Consider the following 21474-nt stretch of genomic DNA (forward strand, 5'->3'; position numbering starts at 1 on the left):
CGCCCCTCTCTGCACCTGCGCGGCAGTGCCGCGCAGCCACCAAAGGCCCGGGGCCTTTGGAAACCCATCTGTGGGTTTCCCTCAGTGCACGTCGCCGCCGCCTCCCCCGCGCGGCCGGCGCAGGAAGAGAACCAGCGGCAGCGAGGCCAGGAAGGCCGCTGCCATGGCCAGCAGCGTGTCGTTATAGGCCAGCACCAGGGCCTGCTGCGTCACCAGGGCCTTGATCTTCGCCAGGGCGGCGATATCCGCCGCCCCCTCCCCCAGCCGGCCGGCCAGGGCGCCGCTCATGGTGTCACGGTAGTGGCCCACGGCATCGCGCGCCCAGTTCACCGACTCGGCCAAATGGGTGCGGTGCAGGTAGGAGCGGTCCGTCACCATCGTGTTGATGATGGCCAGCCCCACGGCGCCGCCCAGGTTGCGCATCAGGTTGTAGAGGCCGGAGGCGCCCTTCAGCTCGGCCGGCGGCAGGGTGCCGAGGGCCATCTGGTTGATCGGCGCCATGCACATCATCATGGCGACGCCGCGCAGGCCGAGGGGGAAGGCCATCTCGGCGAAGCCGTGCTGGGCGGTGAGCTGCGCCGTCATCCACAGCGCGGTGAAGAACAGCACCAGCCCCACCGCCAGGATCGGCCGCGGGTCGAAGCGCGCCAGCAGCCGCCCCGTCACCGGCGCGGTGAAGAACATGCACAGGCCGGTGATGAACATCACCTCGCCGATCTGCATGGAGTTGTAGCCGCGCACCCGGCCGAGGAAGAGCGGGATCAGGTAGACCGCGCCATAGAGGCCGATGCCCATGGTGAAGCTGAGCACGCAGCCAAGCGAGAAATTGCGGTTGAGGAAGGCGCGGAGGTCCACGATCGGCTCCTCCCGCGTCAGCGCCCGCCAGAAGAACAGCACGGAGGAGATGGCGCAGACGGCGGCGAGGCTGGCCACCGTCTCATCCTGGAGCCAGTCCCAGCGCGGGCCTTCCTCCATGACGTACTCCAGGCTGCCGAGGAACAGCGCCATGAAGAGCAGCCCCCACCAGTCGAACCGGGCGAGGAGGCTGTGGTCGGGCCGGTCGATATTCACCGTGTTCCACACCAGCAGGGCGATCAGCCCGCCGATCGGCACGTTGATGAGGAAGAGCCAGTGCCAGGAAAAGGCCTGGGTCAGCCAGCCGCCGAGGGTCGGGCCGAGGGTCGGGGCCATGGTGGCGGTGAGGCCGATGATGACCATGGCGCCGGCGCGCCTGCGGCCGGGGAACATCAGGAAGCTGGCGGCGAAGACGGTCGGGATCATGGCGCCGCCGATGAAGCCCTGGGCGGCGCGGAAGGCGATCATGATGCCAAGGTTGGAGGCCAGGGCGCAGGCCAGCGAGCAGAGCGTGAACCCCACCGCCGAGGCGGTGAACAGCACCCGCGTGGAGAGCAGCCGCGAGAGGAAGCCGGAGAGCGGGATCATCACGATCTCGGCGATCAGGTAGCTGGTCTGCACCCAGCTCGCCTCATCCGGGCTGGCGGCGAGGCCGGCCTGGATCTCGGAGATCGAGGCGGAGACGATCTGGATATCCAGGATCGCCATGAACATGCCGAAGACCATCGCCATGAAGCCCAGCCGGGCGCGGGGCGAGCGGGTGGCATCGGTGTCGAGCTGCGGCAGGCGCGGCGGGGAGGCGAGGCTGGCGGGGTTGAGGCTGGCAGGGGTGAGGCTGGCCGGCAGCGGACGGGGGGGCGCCCCCGCCGCGTCGGGCCGGGGGGCGACGGCGGGGGCGCTCATGGCGGGCCTCTCAGCGCAGGCCGAGCGTCGCGGCGGCGGCGGCGAAGAGGCCGCGCGGCGCCTCGGGGTCGGCCCGCGTGTCCACTTCCGCCACCACGGAGAGGCCGGGGCGCAGCCGGGCGATGGCGGCCTCGCTCTGGCCCGGCTCCAGCACCAGCTTCACCGGCACGCGCTGGACGATCTTGGTGAAGTTGCCGGTGGCGTTCTCCGGCGGCAGCAGGCTGAACTGGCTGCCGGTGGCGGGGGCGAAGCTGTCCACCCGCGCGTGCAGGGCATGGCCGGGGATGGCATCTACGCTGATCTCGGCCGGCTGGCCGGGGCGCATGCGGGCGATCTGCGTTTCCTTGAAATTGGCGGTGACGTAGAGCGCGCCGGGCAGCGGGGCGACGGCGATGAGCTGCTGGCCCGGCCGCACATGCTGGCCGAGCTGCGCCGCGCGGTTGCCGGCGATGCCGTCGAAGGGCGCGCGGATCTCGGTGTAGGAGAGGGTGTTGCGGGCGAGGTCGCGCGCCGCCGCCGCCTGGTCGCGCCGCGCCGTGGCCTGGATGATCTGCGCCCGCTGCACGACGATGGCCTGGCGGCGCACGGCGAGGTCGGCCTCGGCGGCGCGCAGGGCGGCATCGGCCTTGCGCTGGGCGGCGATGGTCTGGTCCGCCGTCTGGCGGGAGGACCAGCCGCCACCCACCAGCGCCTCGGTGCGGCGGGCATCGGCGCTGGCGCGCACCTGCTCGGCGCGGGCCTGCTCGATCTGCGCGCTGGCGGAGGCCAGCTGCTCCTCCGTCTGGGCGAGCGTCTCGCGCGCGGTGGCGATGGCGGCCTCCGCCTCGGCCAGGGCGGCCTCGGACTGGCGGAGCTGCGCCGCGGCGTCGCGGTCATCGAGGCGCAGCAGCACCTGCCCCGCGCTCACCCGCTGGTTGTCGGAGACGAGGATGGCGGCGACATCGGCCTCGATGCGCGGGCCGAGCACGGCGATATCGCCCTGGACATAGGCGTCATCCGTCTCCGCCAGGAAGCGGCCGACCTGCCAGTACCACGCGCCGCCCAGCCCGCCGCCGGCCAGCAGCACCAGGGGGAGCAGGCGCAGCAGCCAGCGGCGGCGGGAGGGCGCATCCTGCGGGGGGGCGGGGGTGGCGCGGGCAGCCTCGGCGGCGGCGGAGGGGGAGACGGGAGCGTTCATGGGGCGACCTTGCGACTGAACGGTTCAGTTCAGCGATGGGTTGCAGATGCGCCTTTCATACTGGCCCGTCAAGACTGAACTGAACCGTACAGTTTTCCCTTGAAGAAGCAGGCCCGCCCCCCCTACTCCACCGCCATCATGTCGGATGCCCTCGATTCGCGGCCGGAGACCCCCCCGGCCTCCCCCTCCCTCCCCGCGGAAGCCTCGCCGAAGCGGCGCGCCATCCTGCACGGGGCGGCGGCGCTGTTCCTGGAGGAAGGCTTCGCCGCCGTCTCGATGGATGCGGTGGCGCGCGCGGCGGGGGTCTCGAAGGCCACGCTCTACGCCCATTTCCCGGGCAAGGACGCGCTCTTCACCGAGATCGTGGCGCAGAAATGCCTCGCCATGCAGACGGTGATGGATGGCGCCGTGGCCGACCACAGCTATCCGCTGGAGCAATCGCTGGCGCTGCTCGGCCGGCACTGGCTGTCCTACCTGCTGCAACCCAAGGTGCGGGCGCTGCACCGCATGGTGGTGGCCGAGAGCGGGCGCAGCCCGGACCTCGCCTGGGCCTTCTACCGCGCCGGGCCGCAGCGGCTGCAGGCCTGGCTGCAGGAGTGGCTGGAGGGGGAGCGCGCGCGCGGCCGGCTGCGCGCCGAGGCCCCGGTGCCGCTGGTGGCAGACCAGTTCTTTGCCCTGCTGCGCGGGCATCTCTTCACCCGCGCCACGCTCGGCCTGCCGCCCGAGGCGACACCGGCGGAGATCGAGGCCCAGGCGCGGGAGGCGGCGCGCGCCATCCAGCGCCTCTATGGCGTGGCGCCGGAGGCGCCGGATGACGTGGCGCCGGAGGTGCCGGATGACCTGGCGCCGAGGGCGCCGGGTGCGCGGGCCCGGCCCGGCGAATCGTAACAGGAGGGATTCGCCCGCCGCAGCGCTTCGGCGCGTGAGGCTTCCAGCCGCCCGGGCAAGGCTTCGTGAAGTTTCCGGCGCCGCAGGGGAGGCATGCGGAAAAAAACCGGGTCCGCCCCGAGAAAACTCTTTGCGGCGGGGGCGGACCTCTCTATATGCCGCCGCAGACGCAGTACGCACGTGCCTCTGGCCCCAGGCCGACCTTGATCGGCCAAAGGTTTACGCAACGACGTCAAGCGTTCTGGCAACCCCGGCGATGGGCGCAAGCCCGCAGCCGGCCCTCTTTGGTCGCTGGTTCGTTCGACCGTTTCGTCAACTTGGGGCCGCGCCTCATTCCAGGGGCGGTCCTCCTATTTGAGATGGAGGGTGTGCGATGACCCCCAAGGTCTCCCGCTTCCTGCGCGACGCCGCACCGGCGACGCCCTGCCTTGTCGTCGACGTGGATCGCGTCGCGGAGAATTACGGCCGCCTGAAGGCCGCGATGCCGCTCGCGCGCATCTACTACGCCGTGAAGGCCAACCCGGCCGCGCCGATCCTCTCCCGGCTCGTTGACCTGCAGTCGCAGTTCGACGCCGCCTCGATCGAGGAAGTGCGCATGTGCCTGGCCGCCGGCGCCCGGCCGGAGGCGATCTCCTTCGGCAATACGGTGAAGAAGGAAAGCGCCATCCAGGCCGCCTATGCCGCCGGCGTGCGCATGTTCGCCTTCGACTCCGAGCCGGAGCTGCGCAAGCTCGCCCGCTCCGCCCCCGGCGCGAAGGTCTATTGCCGCATCCTGGTGGAGAATGTCGGCGCCGAATGGCCGCTCTCCCGCAAGTTCGGCTGCGAGGCCGAGATGGCGAAGGAGCTGATGATCCTGGCCCGCGAGCTGGGCCTGGACCCCTATGGCATCTCCTTCCATGTCGGCAGCCAGCAGACCCGCACCGCCGCCTATGAGGCCGCCATCGCCAAGGTCGCGATGATCTTCACCGACCTCAAGGAGGCGGGGATCAACCTGCGCATGGCCAATCTCGGCGGCGGCTACCCGGTGCGCTACCGCTCCGAGGTGCCGGAGATTGACGATTTCGGCGCCGCCATCATGGGCGCCATGGTCGAGCATTTCGGCAATGCCCTGCCGGAGATCCTGATCGAGCCGGGCCGCTTCATGGTGGGCGATGCCGGCGTGCTCTCCGCCGAGGTCGTGCTGGTCTCCAGCAAGGGCAAGGACGACCCCGTCCGCTGGGTCTATCTCGATATCGGCCGCTTCGGCGGCCTGGCCGAGACCGAGGGCGAGGCCATCAAGTATGCCTTCCGCACGCCGCATGACGGCACGGCGGAAGGGCCGGTGACCATCGCGGGCCCCACCTGCGACAGCACCGACACGCTGTACGAGAAGTCCAACTACCGCCTGCCGCTGGCGCTGGAGAGCGGCGACCGCGTGGAACTGCTCTCCACCGGCGCCTATGTCACCACCTATGCCAGCCAGGGCTTCAACGGCTTCGCGCCGCTGGCCGAGCACTACATCTGATCCATCGCCCGCGCGGGCGCATGGGGCGGGAGGGGAAACCCTCCCGCCTTTTCTTTTGCGCGATTATGCGTTTCGCGATGGCGGGACGCCGGATAAACTCGCGCCATGGATGTCATCGACCGGAACATTCTCGTCGCCCTGCAGGATAACGGGGCGGCGGGCCTCGCCGAACTGGCCAAGGTCGCGGGCCTCTCCGTCTCCGCCACGGCGGAGCGGGTCAAGCGCCTGGAAGAGCGCGGCACGATCCGCGGCTGGCGCGCCGATCTCGACCCCGCCGCCATTGGCTGCCCGCTGCTGGCTTTCGTCTTCGTCGCGCTGCGCCCGGGGCGGGAGGAGCACGCCTTCCGCCTCGCCATGCGCGCGGCCGAGCCAGTGCTGGAATGCCACCATGTGACGGGGGCCTGGACCTTCCTGCTGAAGCTGCGCCTGCCCGATCTGGCGGCGCTGGAGCGCTTCGTGGCGGATGAGATCCGTGGCCAGGAAGGGGTGGAGCGGACAGAGACCATCCTGGCCATCACCTCGGCCAAGGAAACCTCGATCCTGCCCGTCGCGGAAGCGACAGAAGAATAAAGCGCGCGGAAGCGACGGAGGAATAAAAAGCAGGGGGCTTTGCCCCCTGGCCCCCACCGGGGGGACAGGGTCCCCCCGGACCCCTCCATCAGTTTGCACTTTCTGAACGCGGGGTCCGGGGTGGCCGCGCCACCCCGGCGGAGGGGTCTGGGGAGGCGGCGCCTCCCCAGTTCGTCACTTCACTTCGGTGATGAATTCCGCGCGCGGCCGGCGCACCTTCTTCATGTTCACCAGCCAGTCCTTGTCCGCCTCGCGGTAGCCGAGCGGCAGGATCAGCACGGAGCGCAGCCCGCGCGCGCGCAGGCCCAGGATCTCGTCCAGGGCGGCCGGGTCGAAGCCTTCCATCGGGGTGGAGTCCACCCCCTCCTCCGCCGCCGCCGCCAGGGCGAGGCCGAGGGCGATATAGGCCTGGCGCGCCGCGTGCTCGAAATTCACCTGGGCGTCGCGCTGCGGATAGCCGGCCAGCAGGCGCTGGCGGTAATTCTCCAGCCCCTCATTCGGGCCACGCTCGGCGGTGATCTGGTCATAGACGCGGTTGATGCGCTCCGCCGTATAGTTATCCCAGGCGGCGAAGACGAGGAGGTGCGAACCCTCGGTGACCTGCGCCTGATTCCAGGCGATGGCCTTGATCTTCTCGCGGACCTCCGGGTTGGTCACCACCAGCACCTCGAAGGGCTGCAGGCCGCTGGAGGTCGGGGCCAGGGTGATGGCCTCCAGGATCCGCTCCACCTTCTCCTCCGGCACCGCCTTGGAGGGGTCCATCTTCTTGGTGGCGTAGCGCCAGCGCAGGGTTTCGAGCAGCATCCGTGCTTCTTCCGTGATGAGAGTGACCGCTCTGTCTCATAAGCGGCTCAGCGCGGAGAATGGGTGCGGCGCAGCAGGGGCGCAAGAGCGGCCAAGGCAAAGCACAGCCATGAAAAAACCGGGGGAGTTTCCTCCCCCGGCACGGCAGGCAGCGGTTCTTTTTGGAAAAAAGAACCAAAAAACTTTTTCAGTGGGCGTCGTTCAGGTGGCAGGCGCTGCGGTGGCCCGGCGCGATCTCGCGCAGGACGGGGCGCTCGATCTTGCAACGCTCCGTCGCGTGCGGGCAGCGCGGGTGGAAGTGGCAGCCCTTCGGCGGGTTCAGCGGCGAGGGGATCTCACCCTTGATCCCCGCAAAACTCTTCTTGCGCGCCTCGATCCGCGGCACCTCGGAGAGCAGGGCCTGGGTGTAGGGGTGGTTGGGGTTCTTGAAGACCGCTTCCGCCGGCGCCTCCTCGACCACCCGGCCCAGATACATGATCACCACGCGGTCGGAGAGATGCTCCACCACGCCGAGATCATGGCTGATGAACAGGTAGGTGAGGTCCAGCTCCCGCCGCAGATCCATGAAGAGGTTCAGGATCTGCGCCTGGATGGAGACGTCGAGCGCCGCCACGGCCTCGTCGCAGACGATGAATTCCGGCTGCACCGCCAGGGCGCGGGCGATGCCGATGCGCTGGCGCTGGCCGCCCGAGAACTGGTGCGGGTAGCGGCGCTTGAAGGCCGGGTCCAGCCCCGCGCGGCGGAGCTGGTTGTCCACATAGCCATCCCACTCGCCGCGCTTCGTCAGGCCATGGACCAGCGGCGCCTCGCCCACGATGTCCGCCACCCGCATGCGCGGGTTGAGGCAGGCATAGGGGTCCTGGAAGATCATCTGCGTCTGCAGCTTGGCGTTGCGCGCCTCCGCCCCGGAGAGGGAAGCGACATCGCGGCCATGCCAGAGGATCTGCCCGGCGCTGGCCGGCATGATGCCGGCCACCATGCGGCCCAGGGTGGACTTGCCGCAGCCCGACTCGCCGACGAGGCCGACGACCTCGCCCTTGCGCACCGTCAGGTCCACGCCATCGACGGCGTGCACCGTCTCTTCCTTGACCGGCATGCCGAGCTTCTTCGCCATCTTGCCGGCGAAGTCGAGCGTCTTGGAGAAGCGCTTGGAGACGCCCTTCAGTTCGATGATCGGCGTGCTCATGCGGCGGCCTCCCCGGCGGGCAGATAGGGACGGAAGCACCGCGTCTCGCGGCCGGGCAGGATCTCGCCCAGCGGCGGCTCCTGCAGGCAGGCCTCGGCGGCGCGCGGGCAGCGGGTGCGGAAGGCGCAGCCCGGCGGCAGGCTGAGCAGCGAGGGCGTCATGCCCGGGATCTGGCGCAGCGGCTCGCCCCGCTTGTTGCGGCTGGGGACGGAGCCGATCAGCCCGGCGGTATAGGGGTGCAGGGGCTTGTCCAGCACCTCGGCCACCGCGCCGCGCTCGACCACGCGGCCGGCATACATGACGGCGATGTCGTCGGCGAGGCCGGCGACGACGGAGAGGTCATGCGTCACCCAGATCATCGCCGTGCCGGTCTGGGAGCAGAGCTTCTGCACCTCGGCCAGGATCTGCGCCTGGATCGTCACGTCGAGCGCGGTGGTCGGCTCATCGGCCACGATCAGCTCGGGGCGGTGCAGCAGGGCGATGGCGATGGCCACGCGCTGGCGCATGCCGCCCGAGAACTGGTGCGGGTAGCTCTTCAGCCGCTCATCCGGGGAGGGAATGCCCACCATGCCCAGCGTGTCGCGGGCGCGCTGGCGGGCCGTCTCCTTGCTCACCTTCTCATGCGCCAGGACCGTCTCGATCATCTGCGTGTCGACCCGGAGCACCGGGTTCAGCGTCATCATCGGGTCCTGGAAGATCATGGCGATGCGGTTGCCGCGCAGGCGCCGCATCTCCTCCTCCTTGAGCTTCGCCAGGTTCTGCCCGTGGAACAGGATCTCGCCGCCGACGATGCGGCCCGGCGCGTCCACGAGGCCGAGGATGGAGAAGCCCGTCACCGTCTTGCCGGAGCCGGACTCGCCCACCAGGCCGAGCACCTTGCCCCGGCCGACGGTGAAGGAGACGCCATCCACCGCCTTCACCACGCCCGCGCGGGTAAAGAAGTGGGTCTGCAGGTTGCGAACCTCCAGCGTCGGGGCGCCGGCGGTGGCGGAAATCGTCTGGGCCATGCCGTCCCTCACTTCTTCAGGCGCGGATTGAGCACGTCACGCAGCTGGTCGCCCACCAGATTGATGGAGACGATGGTCACCAGCAGCGCGATGCCCGGATAGAAGCTGATCCAGTACTTGCCGGAGAGCATGTACTCATAGCCATTCGAGATCAGCAGGCCGAGCGAGGGTTCGGTGATGGGCACGCCCAGGCCGAGATAGGAGAGCGTCGCCTCCAGCGCGATGGCGCGCGCCACCTGCATGGTGGCCACCACGATCAGCGGCGGCAGGCAGTTGGGCAGCAGGTGGCGGAAGATCACCCGGTGCGTCGGCAGGGCGAGGCAGTGGGCCGCCTCGATATATTCGCGCCGGCGCTCCACCAGGGCGGTGCCGCGGATGGTGCGGGCGTAATAGGCCCATTCCACGATCACCAGCGCCAGCACGACGTTCATGATGCCCTTGCCCAGGAAGGCCAGGATCATCAGCGCCGCGAGGATGGAGGGGAAGGAGAGCTGGAGATCGACGAGGCGCATGATCAGCGTGTCGGTCCGCCCGCCGCCATAGGCGGCGACGAGGCCGAGGGTGACGCCGACGGCGCAGGCGATGATGGCCGAGCCCGCGCCCACCATCAGCGAGATGCGCAGCCCGTACATGATGCCGGAGAGCATGTCGCGCCCCTGGTCATCCGTGCCGAGCCAGTAGGTGAAGCCGGCCCCGGCCTCACTGCCCGGCGGCAGGCGGCCATCCATGATGTCCAGCTGCGCCAGGTCATAGGGGTTCTGCGGCGCCAGCAGGGGGGCCAGGATGGCGATCAGCGCGATGAAGGCGAAGACGATCAGCCCGCCCAGCGCCAGCTTGCTCTCGCAGAATTCGGAGACGAAGCGGCGGAAGGGCGTCTCGACCCTGGGCGCCTTGGCGGCGGCCGGCGCGGGATTGGCGGTGGTCGTGCTCATCTCACTTGTTCTCCAGCCGCACCCGCGGGTCCAGCGCCGAATAGGCGAGGTCCACCAGCAGGTTGATGGTGATGAACATCAGCACGATGATCATCAGGTAGGCGACGATCACCGGGCGGTCGAGCACGTTGATGCTGTCGATGATCAGCTTGCCCATGCCCGGCCAGGCGAAGACGCTCTCCGTCACCACCGAGAAGGCGATGGTCGAGCCAAGCTCCAGCCCGACCACGGTGACGACCGGGATCAGGATGTTCTTGAAGACATGCACATAGGTCACGCGCGCGGGCGAGAGGCCCTTGGCGCGGGCGAACTTCACATAGTCCATCAGCATCGTCTCGCGCACGCCGGCGCGGGTGAGGCGGATGACGAGGCTGATCTTGAACAGCGCCAGGTTCAGCGCCGGCATGGCGATGTGGCGCAGCCCGTCCCAGCTGAGGAAGGACCAGCGCATGCCCAGGATCTCCACCGTCGTGCCGCGGCCGGTGGAGGGCAGCCAGCCGAGCTGCACGGCGAAGACCATGATCAGCATCAGCCCCACCCAGAAGGTGGGGAGCGAGAAGCCGAGGATGGAGCCGGCCATCACCGCCTTGGCGCCCGTCGAATTCGGCTTGAGCCCGGCATAGAGGCCAAGCGGCAGGCCGATCAGCAGCGCGATGAACATGGCGCCGAAGGCCAGTTCCAGCGTCGCCGGCATGCGCTCCAGGATCAGCTTCAGCGCCGGCTCGTTGAAGACGAAGCTGCGGCCGAGGTCGCCGCGCAGCGCGTTGCCGAGGAAGGAGAGGTATTGCATCCACAGCGGCAGGTCGAGGCCGAGGGCCTTGATCGCGCGCTCACGCTCCATCTGGTCGGCATCGGGGGAGATCAGGATCTCCACCGGGTCGCCGATGGCGAAGACGCCGACGAAGACGATGACCGACATCGCCAGCATCACAAGCACCGACTGGAACAGCCGGCGAAGAAGATAGACACCCATGGTTCATCGCACCGTGCTGTTGGCGGGGCTGTTGGCGGGCCGCACATCCTGCGCACGGGTCAGCTCGTCGGCACGGGAATCGTGCACCAGAGTCGGCCGCATGGCCCACAGGTTCTTCTGGATATGGATCGGGATGATGCCGACATCGTCCATGGCGATGCGCGTCGCATCCCGCAGCAGGCCCTCGCGCTTGGCGTCATCCAGCTCGCGCAGCGCGGCTTCCAGCTTCGCGTCCACCTCCGGGTTGGCGTAGCGGCCGCGGTTGGAGGTGCCGAAGCCCTTGTCCCGGTCATAGCTGGCGACGAGGGAGCGCAGCGGGCTCGACGCCTCGCCCGAGGAGGTGCCCCAGCCGACGAGGAAGGCGGAGAGTTCCTGGCGCCCGGCGCGGGCGATGAAGGTCGTCCAGGGCTGGGCATCCACCGCCGTGCGCACGCCGATGCGCGTCCACATCTGGCCAATGGCCTGCACGATGCGGGCATCGTTCATGTAGCGGTCATTCGGGCCGCTCAGCGTGATGCGGAAGCCCTGCGGATAGCCGGCCTCGGCCAGCAGCTTCTTCGCCGCCTCGGCATCCGTCTTCGGCGCCGGGAGGTCGGGGATGGCGCCGAAGGCATTGTTGGGCAGGAACTGGCCGGAGGGCATGGCGGTGCCCTCCATCACCCGCGCGGCGATGGCCGGGCGGTCGATGGCGATGGACAGCGCCCGGCGCACCCGCAGATCCAGCAGCGGGTTGCGCGGCAGCGGCTTGCCCTCATGGTCGGTGATCTGCGGCGAGCCCTGCGGGTGCAGGTGGTCCAGCGCCAGGAAGATGATGCGCAGCCCGTCCTTCTCGACCAGCCGCACCTTGTCGTTGCGGCGCAGGCTGGCGAGGTCGCTCGTCGGCACCTGGTCGATGAAGTCGACATCGCCAGCCAGCAGCGCGGCGGTGCGCGAGGCGTCATTGGGCAGGATGCGGTAATGCACCTGCTGCCAGTGCGGCTTGTCGCCCCAATAGGCGTCGTTGCGGGCCAGCTCCAGCCGGTCGCCGCTGCGGAAGCTCACATAGCGGAAGGGGCCGGTGCCCACCGCCACCTTGCCGCTGTTGAAATCCTCGGTGGAGGCGCCCTCATGCGTCTCCCTGTCGAGGATGGCGACCTGGCCCAGGTCGTTCGGCAGCAGCGGATAGGGCGTGCGGGTGTGGAAGCGCACCGTCAGCGGGTCGACGATCTCCACCCGCTCGATGGCGCGGGTGTAGATGGCGTAGGAGGAGGGGCTGTTCGGCACCGCCGGCACGCGGGCGATGGTGAAGGCCACGTCCTCGGCCGTGAAGGGGTTGCCATTGTGGAAGCGCACGCCCGGGCGGAGCTTGAACTCCCACACCGTGTCGCTCACCGGCTTCCAGCTCTCGGCCAGCCCCGGCTGCATGCGGGCTTCGGAGTCGAACTGCGTCAGCGTGTCGAACAGCATCGTCGCCACGGCCAGGTTGGGCGACAGCGCGTGGTAATGCGGGTCGAGCGAAGTGACCTGGGCCCCGACCGCCATGGTAAGAGTTTGCGCCCCCGCGGGGGCGGCAGCGCAGAGCGCCAACGCCGAAACGGCGGCCAAGACGGCCGCCCGCATCCTGATGATCATCACTACGTCCCCCGGGAGGTTACAACCTCTTCACACTCCAGTGTAGCAGGCACGCCCCCCCGTCGCTAGATTGCGGTTCGTTGAACGATCCAAGAAGAAACCGGTACGGGAAATATGACTATCGCCCTGCAATACCCGGCACACCAAAAAGCACCACAACAACACGGCACAGAAAACGGATAAGCGACAAATACCGGATACCGGAACAGGCCGCTGACACTTCACGGCACATGGCGGCACTTCGGAATATTGTAGAGAGATGTTCTTTTTTGAAAAAAAGAACCAAAAAACTTTTTCAGTCCAGCACCCCGCTCTGCCAGGAGACGGCGGCAGTCTGAAAAAAAAATCTTCAGAAACAGAAGATTCTGTTGTTTAGACCGTAAATTGCTCAGCAATAATCCGCTCGGACAGGCCATGATCCGGGTCGAAGAGCATGGTCATCCGCACCCCGCGATCCTCCCGCACCTCGACGGAGCGGATATCGCGCACCTCGACATTGTCGGCCACCGCGGCCACCGGGCGCTTGCCGGGCTCCAGCACCTGGAAGGCCACCACGGCATCAGCCGGCAGCAGGGCACCGCGCCAGCGGCGCGGGCGGAAGGCGGAAATCGGCGTCAGCGGCAGCAGGTTGGCGCCCAGCGGCACGATCGGGCCATAGGCGGAAAGATTGTAGGCCGTGCTGCCCGCCGGCGTCGCCACCAGGATGCCGTCGCAGATCAGCTCCTCCATCCGCACCTTGCCATCGACCAGGATGCGGATCTTGGCGGCCTGCCGCGTCTCGCGCAGCAGCGAGACCTCGTTGATCGCCAGCGCCTCCCGCACCGCCCCCGCCGCATCCAGGGCGCGCATGCGCAGCGGGTGCAGCGTGGCCGCCTGGGCATGCGCGAGGCGCAGCAGCAGGTCATCCTCGTGATAGGCATTCATCAGGAAGCCGATGCTGCCGCAATTCATGCCATAGATCGGCAGGTTGCGGCCCAGGAAGCGGTGCTGCGTCTCCAGCATGAAGCCATCGCCGCCCAGCGCCACGACCACCGCGGCCGCTTCCGGATCCGCCTGGCCATGCAGGGCGATGAACTGGTCCCGCGCCAGCTCCGCCACCTCGGTCGGCGCGGCGAGGAAGGCGATGCGCCCCTCAAGGTCCGTGGGCAGGTCCGGCCCCTCCCCCAGCCCGCCCGGGCCGAGCAGCGCGGCCGTCATGCCGGGGCTCCTGGCATCAAGGGATGAAGCATCGCGGGCGGCATCCTCGTTTCCTGGCGGCCATGAAGCCCGGGAGACGGCCCCAGGGCAAGAGCACAAAAAAGCCCGCGAGAGCACAAAAAAACCCGGGGGACGGATCCCCCGGGCTTTTCGGTTCAGGCCGCCGCCGCCTCGTGGCGAGGCAGGGCGATATCCTGGCAGCGGGAAGCGGGTCTTACGCCGCGTCCTGCTGGGCCTCAGCCTCGACAACCGGCTTCGGGCCGCTGTCCTGGCCCTTGGCCGCCACATCGCGCTCCACCAGTTCGATCACCGCCATGTCGGCGGCGTCGCCATAGCGCACGCCGGCCTTCAGGATGCGGGTGTAGCCGCCCTGGCGAGCCTTGTAGCGCTCGGCGATGGTGGAGAAGAGCTTCTCCACGATCTTCGGATCGCGGATCTGCGCATAGGCCTGGCGGCGCGCGTGCAGGTCACCGCGCTTGCCCAGGGTGATGATGCGCTCCACATAGGGGCGCAGCTCCTTGGCCTTGGGCAGGGTGGTGGTGATCTGCTCGTGCTTCAGCAGGCTGGTCGCCATGTTGCGGAGCATGGCGATGCGGTGGGACGACGTGACGCCGAGCTTCCGGCCGGCAACACCGTGACGCATTGGTCTATTCCTTCAGGTGGCCGAAATCAGAACGGCTCTTCGATCTTCTTCGCGAGGTCCTCGATGTTCTCAGGCGGCCAGCCGGGCACGGTCATGCCCAGCGAAAGCCCCATCGAGGCGAGGACTTCCTTGATCTCGTTCAGCGACTTGCGGCCGAAGTTCGGAGTGCGGAGCATCTCCTGCTCCGTCTTCTGCACCAGGTCGCCGATGTAGACGATGTTGTCGTTCTTCAGGCAGTTCGCGCTGCGGACCGACAGTTCCAGCTCGTCCACCTTGCGCAGCAGGTTGCGGTTGAAGGGCAGGTCGTCCTGCACCTCTTCCACCTTGCGCTCGCGCGGCTCATCGAAGTTGATGAAGAGCTGAAGCTGGTCCTGCAGGATGCGGGCAGCGAGGGCCACCGCATCCTCCGGGGCCACCGTGCCATCCGTCTCCACCGTCAGCACCAGCTTGTCGTAGTCGGTGCGCTGGCCGACGCGGGTCGGCTGCACCTGATACGCCACGCGGCGGACCGGGGAATAGATGGCGTCCACCGGGATCAGCCCGATCGGGGCGTCTTCCGGGCGGTTCTCGGAGGCCGGGACATAGCCCTTGCCCACATCGACGGTCAGCTCCATCGACAGCTTGGCGCCGTCGTCGAGCGTGCAGATGACCAGTTCCGGGTTGGCGATTTCGATGTCGCCGGTGGTCTGGATCTGCCCCGCCGTCACCTCGCCGGGGCCGGTCGCGGTGAGCTGGAGGCGCTTCGGCCCCTCGCTCTGCATCCGGATGGCCAGGCGCTTGATGTTCAGGACGATGTCGGTGACATCCTCGCGAACACCCTGCAGGCTGGAGAACTCATGCAGCGCGCCATCGATGCGGATGGCGGTCACGGCCGCCCCCTGCAGCGACGAGAGCAGCACGCGCCGCAGCGCATTGCCCAGGGTCATACCGAAGCCGCGCTCGAGCGGCTCCGCCACCACCACCGCGATGCGCGAGGGGTCGGCCCCGGGCTCGACATCGAGCTTCTCGGGACGGATCAGGGAACGCCAGTTGCGCTCGAGCACTTCGGTTTCTCCTGCAGCCTCGCCTCAGACCCGACGCCGCTTGCGCGGACGGCAGCCATTGTGCGGGATCGGGGTCACGTCCTTGATCGCCGTCACGTAGAAGCCGACGGCCTGGAGGGCGCGCAGCGCGGACTCACGGCCCGAACCGGGGCCGGAGACCATGATCTCCAGCGTCTCCATGCCGTGCTCGCGGGCCTTGCGGCCGGCGTCCTCGGCGGCCACCTGGGCGGCATACGGCGTCGACTTGCGGCTGCCCTTGAAGCCCTGGCTGCCGGCCGAGGACCACGCGATGGCGTTGCCCTGGCTGTCGGTGATGGTGACGATCGTGTTGTTGAAGGAGGCGAGGACGTGCGCCACGCCAGACGCAATATTCTTGCGTTCCTTCTTGCGCGGACGACCGGTGGGCTGACGGGCCATCTTACTTCGTCACCTTCTTCTTGCCGGCAATCGCCACGGCCTTGCCCTTGCGGGTACGGGCATTGGTATGAGTGCGCTGGCCACGAACGGGCAGGCCCTTGCGGTGACGCAGGCCGCGGTAGCAGGCCATGTCCATCAGGCGCTTGATGTTCATGGCGTTCTCGCGACGCAGATCGCCCTCGACCCGGTATTCGCGGTCGATCAGTTCACGGAGCTTGAGGATTTCCTCATCCGTGAGCTGGTTGACGCGGCGATCCTCGGGGATGCCGAGCTGCTCGCAGATCACCTTCGCGTTCGACGGGCCAATGCCGTAGATATAGCGAAGGGAAATGAGAACGCGCTTGTTGGTGGGAATGTTCACGCCTGCAATGCGTGCCATCGATTCCTGCTCCTGGGGCCTCATGGGCCCCCGTTCGTACCGGCAATACGGCCGGCGAGGTGATCGTCACACCCGGCCCTGTAGTGAATCGGATGCAACCGTCTACGCGGCCGAGGAGACCCCGCCCGCGAGAGGCGCGGTCTTACCGACCAGGGCGCCCGTGAGTCAACAAGGAAACGGAAGTGGGGGACCGGGGGAACTCAGTTCCCCCGGCGGGGAGGTGCAGGAGGGGCAGCACCCCTCCTGCCCCGGCCCTCAGCGGCCGAGCACGGCCTCGATCTGGGTGGCGACCTCGTCCATGGCGGCCATGCCATCGACCTGGCTCAGCTTGCCCTGCGCCGCGTAGTAGGGCAGCAGCGGCGCCGTCTGGCGGTGGTAGGCTTCCAGCCGGGCGGCCACCGTCTCCGCCTTGTCATCGGCGCGGCGGACGAATTCGGTGCTGCCGCAGGAGTCGCAGACCCCGAGCTTGGCCGTCGGCTTGAAGCTGTCATGGTAGCCGGTGCCGCATTTGGCGCAGGTGAAGCGCCCGGCGATGCGCTCGACCAGCGCGGCATCGTCCACCTTCAACTCGATCACGTGGTCGAGCTGAAGGCCCTTCTCCTTCAGCATCACGTCCAGCGCCTCGGCCTGGGGCGTGGTGCGCGGGAAGCCGTCCAGGATGAAGCCCTTGGCGCAGTCCGGCTGCGAGACCCGGTTGGCCAGCATCGCGGTGATGATGGCGTCGGGCACCAGCCCGCCCTGCTCCATGATCGCCTTGGCCTGGCGGCCGATCTCGCTGCCGCTCTTCACCTCGGCGCGCAGCATATCCCCGGTGGAGATCTGCGCGATGCCGTGGCGCTCTTCCAGCCGCTTCGCCTGGGTGCCCTTGCCGGCCCCGGGGGGCCCCAGAAGAATCAGGTTCATCGCCGCTTTGTCCCCGCGATCCTGCGCATCATGTCCGCCCCTTAGCGCAGCCGCGGCGCCCCGCCGCGGCCTCCCATGCGGGCCTTGCGAATCAGGCCCTCATACTGGTGCGCGAAGAGATGAGACTGCACCTGCGCCACCGTGTCCATCGTAACGGACACAATGATGAGCAGCGAAGTCCCGCCAAAGTAGAAAGGCACGCCGTACTGGCTGATCAGGATTTCCGGCAGCAGGCAGACGACGCACATATAGAGGGCGCCAACGCCGGTCAGCCGGGTCAGCACACGGTCGAGGTAATCCGCCGTGGACTGGCCGGGGCGGATGCCGGGGACGAAGCCGCCATGCTTCTTCAGATTGTCCGCCGTCTCCACCGGGTTGAACACCACGGCGGTGTAGAAGAAGGCGAAGAAGATGATCAGCAGCACGTAGAACGCCATGTAGAGCGGCTGGCCATGGGCCAGGGCGGCGGCGATGCGGCTGATGATGCCCTCCTCCTGGGTGCCGGCGAAGCCCGCGAAGGTGGCCGGCAGCAGCAGCAGGGAGGAGGCGAAGATCGGCGGGATGACGCCGGCGGTGTTCAGCTTCAGCGGCAGGTGGGTGTTCTCGCCGCCGAACATCCGGTTGCCGACCTGGCGCTTCGGATACTGGATGGGGATCCGGCGCTGCGCCCGCTCCATGAACACCACGAAGGTGATGACGGCCAGCGCGATCAGCAGGAAGGCCACGATGAAGAAGGGCGAGAGCGCCCCGGTGCGGCCGAGTTCCAGCGTCGAGGCCAGGGCGGTGGGCACATTGGCCACGATGCCGGCGAAGATGATCAGGCTGATGCCGTTGCCGATGCCGCGCGCCGTGATCTGCTCACCGATCCACATCAGGAAGAGCGTGCCGCCCACCAGGGTGGTGACGCAGGAGATGCGGAAGAACAGCCCCGCCTCATACACCGCGGAGCCGAAGGGCCCCTGCATGCTCTCAAGCCCCACGGCGATGCCATAGGCCTGGAAGATGGCGATGAGGACGGTGAGGTAGCGGGTATACTGGTTCAGCTTCTTCCGGCCGGATTCACCCTCCTTCTTGAGGGCCTCCAGCACCGGGACGGCGGCGCTCATCAGCTGAATGATGATGCTGGCCGAGATATACGGCATGATGTTGAGCGCGAAGACCGTCATGCGGCCCAGCGCGCCACCCGTGAACATGTCGAACATGCCCAGGATACCGCCGCCATGCTGGCGCAGGATCTCGGCCATGACCGACGCATCCACCCCGGGGACCGGGATATAGGTGCCGATTCGGTAGACAATCAGCGCGGCCAGCGTGAACCAGATGCGCTTCTTGAGCTCGGTCGCCTTGGACAGGACGCCGAGATTGAGATTGGCCGCGAGCTGTTCGGCGGCGGACGCCATGATTTCGCCCCTTCAACATGACTGCGGCGCCGGGGGGCTGAACCCGCGGCGCCGCATGCCTGCCCAGAGATGCAGACCTAGCCCCCCAGGTGTGGGGGGCGCAAGCCTTACGCCTCGGGCGCTTCTTCCTTGGCCGGGGCCAGCACCGTCACGGTGCCGCCCGCAGCCTGGACCGCGGCGATCGCGGCGGCCGAGGCGCCGGCGACCGTGATGGTCACCGCCTGCTTGATCTCGCCCTGGGCGAGGAGGCGGATACCCGCCACCTTCGCGCCGGTGCGGACCAGGCCGGCCGCCTCCAGCACCGCCTCGTCGATCGGCTGGCTGGCATTGATCTTGCCGGCCTCGATCGCCGCCTGCAGGGTGCGCAGGTTCAGCGGCGCGTATTCCTTGCGGAACGGGTTGACGAAGCCACGCTTCGGCAGGCGCCGGTAGATCGGGAGCTGACCGCCCTCGAACCCGTTCAGCGACACGCCGGTGCGCGCCTTCTGGCCCTTGACGCCGCGGCCCGAGGTCTTGCCCTTGCCGGAGCCGATGCCACGGCCGACGCGCTTGAACTTCAGGCGGGCGCCTTCGTTGTCGCGCAGCTCGTTGAGCTTCATGGTTACTTCTCCGTGGTCTCGCTCACCTGGATCAGGTGAGCGACCTTGCGGATCATGCCGCGCACGGCCGGAGTATCCTCCAGCTCGCGCGAACGGCGGATCTTGTTGAGACCCAGGCCGATCAGCGTCTCACGCTGGCCGGGCAGGCGGCCGATGGGCGACGCGATCTGCGTCACCCGAACGGTCTTCTTCGCCTCAGACATTCACGGCCTCCTGCGCCGGCTCGGCATCCTTGCGGGGGCCGAGCAGGTCGGACACCTTCTTGCCACGGCGCGAGGCAACAGCGCGGGGGCTGGTGCAGCGCGTCAGGGCGGCGAAGGTCGCCTTGACCATGTTGTGCGGGTTCGTGGTGCCGGTGCACTTGGCGACGACGTCGCCCATGCCCAGCGTCTCGAACACCGCGCGCATCGGGCCGCCGGCGATGATGCCGGTACCGGCCGGGGCGGCGCGCAGGATCACGCGGCCGGCGCCAAACTCGCCGATCACATCGTGATGCAGGGTGCGGCCCTCGCGCATCGGGACCCGGATCATGGTCCGCTTGGCGCGCTCAGTCGCCTTGCGGATCGCTTCCGGAACCTCGCGCGCCTTGCCGGCGCCCCAGCCAACGCGGCCCTTCTCATCGCCCACGACGACCAGAGCGGCGAAGGAGAAGCGACGGCCACCCTTCACCACCTTGGCGACGCGATTGATGGTGACGAGCTTGTCCTTCAGCTCGTCGCCAACCTCGCGCTCCGTGTTGCGCTCGGGGCCGCGGCCACGGCCACGGTCACGATCGCCAGAGCCGCCGCTCCGCGGTTCACGTGCCATATTCTGCGCCTCCTTAGAACGACAGCCCGCCCTCGCGGGCGCCGTCCGCCAGGGCTTTCACCCGGCCGTGATACAGGTAAGGCCCACGGTCGAAGACGACCTCGGTCACGCCCGCCGCCAGGGCGCGCTCGGCAACCAGCTTGCCGACCACGGTGGCCGCGTTCTTGTCCGCGCCGGTACGCAGGCTCTCGCGCTGCGCCTTCTCCAGCGAGGAGGCAGCCGCAAGGGTGCGGCCCGCCTTGTCGTCGATGACCTGGGCGTAGATGTGCTTGCCAGAGCGGAAGACGGACAGCCGGGGACGGCCGCCGCTCTTGATCCGCAGCTGGTAGCGCAGGCGCGCGCGACGGCGCTGCTGCAAAGCGAGCTTGTCGGCCATCTTACTTCTTCTTCCCCTCCTTCCGGAGGATGACCTCGTCCGAGTACCGGACGCCCTTGCCCTTGTAGGGCTCGGGGCCGCGATAAGCGCGGATCTCAGCGGCGACCTGGCCGACCTTCTGCTTGTCCACGCCCTCGACCTTGATCGAGGTGGGCTTCTCGCAGGAGATCTTGATGCCGGCCGGGACGGGGTAGCGGATCTCGTGGCTGTAACCGAGGTTCAGCACGAGGTCGCTGCCCTGCACCGCGGCGCGGTAGCCGGTGCCGGTGATCTCCATGGACTTGGAGAAGCCGGTGGAGACGCCGATCACCATGCCGTTGATCAGGCTGCGGGTGGTGCCCCACAGCGTGCGGCTGCGGCGGTCGGAGCCGAGCGGCTTGACGGCCACCTGGTTGTTCGCGACCTCGACCTCCACCGCGTCGGTCAGCGGGAGCGAAAGCTCGCCCAGCTTGCCCTTCACGGCGATGATCTTGTCCTGCAGCGTGACGGTGACGCCAGCGGGAACGGGAACGGGATACTTGCCGACGCGCGACATGCCTAGCCCTCCCTCAGAACACGCGGCAGAGGACTTCGCCGCCAACATTGGCAGCGCGGGCCTCGTTGTCGCTCATCACGCCACGCGGCGTGGAGAGGATGGAAATGCCAAGCCCGTTATAGAACTTCGGCAGCTCCTTGATCTTCGCGTAGACGCGCCGGCCAGGCTTCGAGACGCGCTCGATTTCCTTGATGGCAGGCTCGCCTTCGGAATACTTCAGCTCGATGTCCAGCACGGAGACGCCCGGACGCACCTGCTCGGCGCGGTAGGCACGGATGTACCCCTCACGCTTCAGGACTTCGAGGACGTCAGCACGGAGACGGCTGGCCGGCGAGGTGACGCGCGCCTGACGGGCACGGTGCCCGTTGCGGATGCGCGTCAGCATATCGCCCAGCGGATCGGACAGCGACATGCGGCCCCCCTTACCAGCTGGCCTTGACGAGCCCCGGGATCTGGCCGGTCGAGGCCAGGTCACGGAGCGCGTTACGGCTCAGCTTGAACTTGCGGTAGTTGCCGCGCGGGCGGCCGGTCAGTTCGCAACGCAGACGCACGCGCACCTTCGCGCCATTGCGCGGCAGCTGCGCCAGCTTCAGCGTCGCCTCGAAGCGGTCCTCCACCGGAAGGTCACGATCCATGATCGTGGCCTTCAGGGCGGCGCGCTTGGCGGCATGCAGCTTCGAGAGGCGCTCGCGGCGCTGATTCTTCTCGACAGCCGAGGTCTTGGCCATGCGGTCTAAATCCTCCGGAACCTGCCCGGACCATCCG

General features: G+C 68.3%; 25 protein-coding genes. 3 read left to right on the forward strand and 22 right to left on the reverse strand.

Annotated elements, in window-relative coordinates:
- Positions 1–81: 81 nt before the first annotated feature.
- Positions 82–1758, reverse strand: a complete 1677-nt coding sequence (locus NON00_RS14725; RefSeq protein ID WP_370688724.1) for a DHA2 family efflux MFS transporter permease subunit — start codon at positions 1756–1758, stop codon at positions 82–84.
- A gap of 10 nt (positions 1759–1768) precedes the next feature.
- Entirely contained in the window at positions 1769–2935 is a 1167-nt protein-coding gene (locus tag NON00_RS24765) for an HlyD family secretion protein (protein WP_305123365.1), read from the reverse strand.
- Between the two features lie 99 nt (positions 2936–3034).
- On the opposite strand from NON00_RS24765, the gene NON00_RS14740 reads away from it, so the two are divergent.
- The 3 genes from NON00_RS14740 to NON00_RS14750 all read left to right on the forward strand — a co-directional run bounded on the left by NON00_RS14740 (position 3035) and on the right by NON00_RS14750 (position 5897).
- A complete protein-coding gene (locus NON00_RS14740) occupies positions 3035–3823 on the forward strand; it encodes a TetR/AcrR family transcriptional regulator (protein WP_256022394.1) in 789 nt (262 codons plus the stop codon).
- 373 nt (positions 3824–4196) lie between these two features.
- Positions 4197–5327 carry a type III PLP-dependent enzyme gene (locus NON00_RS14745; RefSeq protein ID WP_256022395.1) on the forward strand — a complete coding sequence of 377 codons (1131 nt, stop codon included), beginning with the start codon at positions 4197–4199 and terminating at the stop codon, positions 5325–5327.
- A 105-nt stretch (positions 5328–5432) separates the two neighbouring features.
- Complete coding sequence (locus NON00_RS14750) at positions 5433–5897, forward strand: Lrp/AsnC family transcriptional regulator (protein WP_256022396.1); 465 nt, start codon at positions 5433–5435, stop codon at positions 5895–5897.
- 174 nt (positions 5898–6071) lie between these two features.
- On the opposite strand, the gene NON00_RS14755 is transcribed toward NON00_RS14750, so the two are convergent.
- The 20 genes from NON00_RS14755 to rpsN form a co-directional block, all read right to left on the reverse strand.
- The gene (locus NON00_RS14755) at positions 6072–6701 is read right to left on the reverse strand and encodes a nitroreductase family protein (RefSeq protein WP_256022397.1); all 630 of its coding nucleotides are present in this window, start codon (positions 6699–6701) and stop codon (positions 6072–6074) included.
- Between the two features lie 187 nt (positions 6702–6888).
- Positions 6889–7887 carry an ABC transporter ATP-binding protein gene (locus NON00_RS14760; RefSeq protein WP_256022398.1) on the reverse strand — a complete coding sequence of 333 codons (999 nt, stop codon included), beginning with the start codon at positions 7885–7887 and terminating at the stop codon, positions 6889–6891.
- Positions 7884–8894, reverse strand: a complete 1011-nt coding sequence (locus NON00_RS14765; protein ID WP_256022399.1) for an ABC transporter ATP-binding protein — start codon at positions 8892–8894, stop codon at positions 7884–7886. The genes NON00_RS14760 and NON00_RS14765 overlap by 4 nt, the downstream gene beginning before the upstream one ends.
- Before the next feature lie 8 nt (positions 8895–8902).
- On the reverse strand, positions 8903–9826 hold the full coding sequence (locus NON00_RS14770; protein ID WP_256022400.1) for an ABC transporter permease: 924 nt from the start codon (positions 9824–9826) through the stop codon (positions 8903–8905).
- A 1-nt stretch (position 9827) separates the two neighbouring features.
- The gene (locus NON00_RS14775) at positions 9828–10799 is read right to left on the reverse strand and encodes an ABC transporter permease (protein WP_256022402.1); all 972 of its coding nucleotides are present in this window, start codon (positions 10797–10799) and stop codon (positions 9828–9830) included.
- A gap of 3 nt (positions 10800–10802) precedes the next feature.
- Positions 10803–12410: an ABC transporter substrate-binding protein gene (locus NON00_RS14780; protein ID WP_256022404.1), complete on the reverse strand. Its 1608-nt coding sequence runs from the start codon at positions 12408–12410 to the stop codon at positions 10803–10805.
- A gap of 372 nt (positions 12411–12782) precedes the next feature.
- A complete protein-coding gene (locus NON00_RS14785) occupies positions 12783–13607 on the reverse strand; it encodes an NAD kinase (RefSeq protein ID WP_256022406.1) in 825 nt (274 codons plus the stop codon).
- Between the two features lie 214 nt (positions 13608–13821).
- Positions 13822–14250, reverse strand: a complete 429-nt coding sequence (gene rplQ, locus NON00_RS14790; RefSeq protein ID WP_256022408.1) for a 50S ribosomal protein L17 — start codon at positions 14248–14250, stop codon at positions 13822–13824.
- 26 nt (positions 14251–14276) lie between these two features.
- Positions 14277–15293 carry a DNA-directed RNA polymerase subunit alpha gene (locus tag NON00_RS14795; RefSeq protein ID WP_256022410.1) on the reverse strand — a complete coding sequence of 339 codons (1017 nt, stop codon included), beginning with the start codon at positions 15291–15293 and terminating at the stop codon, positions 14277–14279.
- A 24-nt stretch (positions 15294–15317) separates the two neighbouring features.
- Positions 15318–15710, reverse strand: a complete 393-nt coding sequence (gene rpsK / locus NON00_RS14800) for a 30S ribosomal protein S11 (protein WP_099096438.1) — start codon at positions 15708–15710, stop codon at positions 15318–15320.
- Between the two features lies 1 nt (position 15711).
- On the reverse strand, positions 15712–16089 hold the full coding sequence (rpsM, locus tag NON00_RS14805; protein WP_256022414.1) for a 30S ribosomal protein S13: 378 nt from the start codon (positions 16087–16089) through the stop codon (positions 15712–15714).
- A gap of 255 nt (positions 16090–16344) precedes the next feature.
- Positions 16345–16992, reverse strand: a complete 648-nt coding sequence (locus NON00_RS14810; RefSeq protein WP_256022415.1) for an adenylate kinase — start codon at positions 16990–16992, stop codon at positions 16345–16347.
- 41 nt (positions 16993–17033) lie between these two features.
- A complete protein-coding gene (gene secY, locus NON00_RS14815; protein ID WP_256022417.1) occupies positions 17034–18392 on the reverse strand; it encodes a preprotein translocase subunit SecY in 1359 nt (452 codons plus the stop codon).
- A 107-nt stretch (positions 18393–18499) separates the two neighbouring features.
- The gene (rplO, locus tag NON00_RS14820) at positions 18500–18991 is read right to left on the reverse strand and encodes a 50S ribosomal protein L15 (RefSeq protein ID WP_256022420.1); all 492 of its coding nucleotides are present in this window, start codon (positions 18989–18991) and stop codon (positions 18500–18502) included.
- 2 nt (positions 18992–18993) lie between these two features.
- Positions 18994–19194, reverse strand: coding sequence for a 50S ribosomal protein L30 (rpmD, locus tag NON00_RS14825; RefSeq protein WP_256022422.1), 201 nt, complete (start codon positions 19192–19194; stop codon positions 18994–18996).
- The gene (gene rpsE, locus NON00_RS14830) at positions 19187–19798 is read right to left on the reverse strand and encodes a 30S ribosomal protein S5 (RefSeq protein WP_256022423.1); all 612 of its coding nucleotides are present in this window, start codon (positions 19796–19798) and stop codon (positions 19187–19189) included. Before rpsE ends, rpmD begins: the two co-directional genes overlap by 8 nt.
- 13 nt (positions 19799–19811) lie before the next feature.
- On the reverse strand, positions 19812–20174 hold the full coding sequence (rplR, locus tag NON00_RS14835; RefSeq protein ID WP_256022424.1) for a 50S ribosomal protein L18: 363 nt from the start codon (positions 20172–20174) through the stop codon (positions 19812–19814).
- 1 nt (position 20175) lies between these two features.
- Entirely contained in the window at positions 20176–20709 is a 534-nt protein-coding gene (rplF, locus tag NON00_RS14840; protein ID WP_256022425.1) for a 50S ribosomal protein L6, read from the reverse strand.
- A 13-nt stretch (positions 20710–20722) separates the two neighbouring features.
- Positions 20723–21121, reverse strand: coding sequence for a 30S ribosomal protein S8 (gene rpsH, locus NON00_RS14845; RefSeq protein WP_256022427.1), 399 nt, complete (start codon positions 21119–21121; stop codon positions 20723–20725).
- Between the two features lie 10 nt (positions 21122–21131).
- Complete coding sequence (gene rpsN, locus NON00_RS14850; protein WP_256022428.1) at positions 21132–21437, reverse strand: 30S ribosomal protein S14; 306 nt, start codon at positions 21435–21437, stop codon at positions 21132–21134.
- Positions 21438–21474: the final 37 nt, after the last annotated feature.

Origin of the sequence: Roseomonas sp. GC11 (assembly GCF_024437745.1) — a bacterium.
Taxonomy (GTDB): Bacteria; Pseudomonadota; Alphaproteobacteria; order Acetobacterales; family Acetobacteraceae; genus Pseudoroseomonas.

What these genes read in the sequence shown, in the direction of transcription:
- NON00_RS14725 (WP_370688724.1), bottom strand. Translation starts at nt 1,758, where the DNA reads ATGAGCGCCCCCGCCGTCGCCCCCCGGCCCGACGCGGCGGGGGCGCCC.
- NON00_RS24765 (WP_305123365.1), bottom strand. Translation starts at nt 2,935, where the DNA reads ATGAACGCTCCCGTCTCCCCCTCCGCCGCCGCCGAGGCTGCCCGCGCC.
- NON00_RS14745 (WP_256022395.1), top strand. Translation starts at nt 4,197, where the DNA reads ATGACCCCCAAGGTCTCCCGCTTCCTGCGCGACGCCGCACCGGCGACG.
- NON00_RS14750 (WP_256022396.1), top strand. Translation starts at nt 5,433, where the DNA reads ATGGATGTCATCGACCGGAACATTCTCGTCGCCCTGCAGGATAACGGG.
- NON00_RS14755 (WP_256022397.1), bottom strand. Translation starts at nt 6,701, where the DNA reads ATGCTGCTCGAAACCCTGCGCTGGCGCTACGCCACCAAGAAGATGGAC.
- NON00_RS14760 (WP_256022398.1), bottom strand. Translation starts at nt 7,887, where the DNA reads ATGAGCACGCCGATCATCGAACTGAAGGGCGTCTCCAAGCGCTTCTCC.
- NON00_RS14765 (WP_256022399.1), bottom strand. Translation starts at nt 8,894, where the DNA reads ATGGCCCAGACGATTTCCGCCACCGCCGGCGCCCCGACGCTGGAGGTT.
- NON00_RS14770 (WP_256022400.1), bottom strand. Translation starts at nt 9,826, where the DNA reads ATGAGCACGACCACCGCCAATCCCGCGCCGGCCGCCGCCAAGGCGCCC.
- NON00_RS14775 (WP_256022402.1), bottom strand. Translation starts at nt 10,799, where the DNA reads ATGGGTGTCTATCTTCTTCGCCGGCTGTTCCAGTCGGTGCTTGTGATG.
- NON00_RS14780 (WP_256022404.1), bottom strand. Translation starts at nt 12,410, where the DNA reads ATGATCATCAGGATGCGGGCGGCCGTCTTGGCCGCCGTTTCGGCGTTG.
- NON00_RS14785 (WP_256022406.1), bottom strand. Translation starts at nt 13,607, where the DNA reads ATGACGGCCGCGCTGCTCGGCCCGGGCGGGCTGGGGGAGGGGCCGGAC.
- rplQ (WP_256022408.1), bottom strand. Translation starts at nt 14,250, where the DNA reads ATGCGTCACGGTGTTGCCGGCCGGAAGCTCGGCGTCACGTCGTCCCAC.
- rpsK (WP_099096438.1), bottom strand. Translation starts at nt 15,710, where the DNA reads ATGGCCCGTCAGCCCACCGGTCGTCCGCGCAAGAAGGAACGCAAGAAT.
- rpsM (WP_256022414.1), bottom strand. Translation starts at nt 16,089, where the DNA reads ATGGCACGCATTGCAGGCGTGAACATTCCCACCAACAAGCGCGTTCTC.
- NON00_RS14810 (WP_256022415.1), bottom strand. Translation starts at nt 16,992, where the DNA reads ATGAACCTGATTCTTCTGGGGCCCCCCGGGGCCGGCAAGGGCACCCAG.
- secY (WP_256022417.1), bottom strand. Translation starts at nt 18,392, where the DNA reads ATGGCGTCCGCCGCCGAACAGCTCGCGGCCAATCTCAATCTCGGCGTC.
- rplO (WP_256022420.1), bottom strand. Translation starts at nt 18,991, where the DNA reads ATGAAGCTCAACGAGCTGCGCGACAACGAAGGCGCCCGCCTGAAGTTC.
- rpmD (WP_256022422.1), bottom strand. Translation starts at nt 19,194, where the DNA reads ATGTCTGAGGCGAAGAAGACCGTTCGGGTGACGCAGATCGCGTCGCCC.
- rpsE (WP_256022423.1), bottom strand. Translation starts at nt 19,798, where the DNA reads ATGGCACGTGAACCGCGGAGCGGCGGCTCTGGCGATCGTGACCGTGGC.
- rplR (WP_256022424.1), bottom strand. Translation starts at nt 20,174, where the DNA reads ATGGCCGACAAGCTCGCTTTGCAGCAGCGCCGTCGCGCGCGCCTGCGC.
- rplF (WP_256022425.1), bottom strand. Translation starts at nt 20,709, where the DNA reads ATGTCGCGCGTCGGCAAGTATCCCGTTCCCGTTCCCGCTGGCGTCACC.
- rpsH (WP_256022427.1), bottom strand. Translation starts at nt 21,121, where the DNA reads ATGTCGCTGTCCGATCCGCTGGGCGATATGCTGACGCGCATCCGCAAC.
- rpsN (WP_256022428.1), bottom strand. Translation starts at nt 21,437, where the DNA reads ATGGCCAAGACCTCGGCTGTCGAGAAGAATCAGCGCCGCGAGCGCCTC.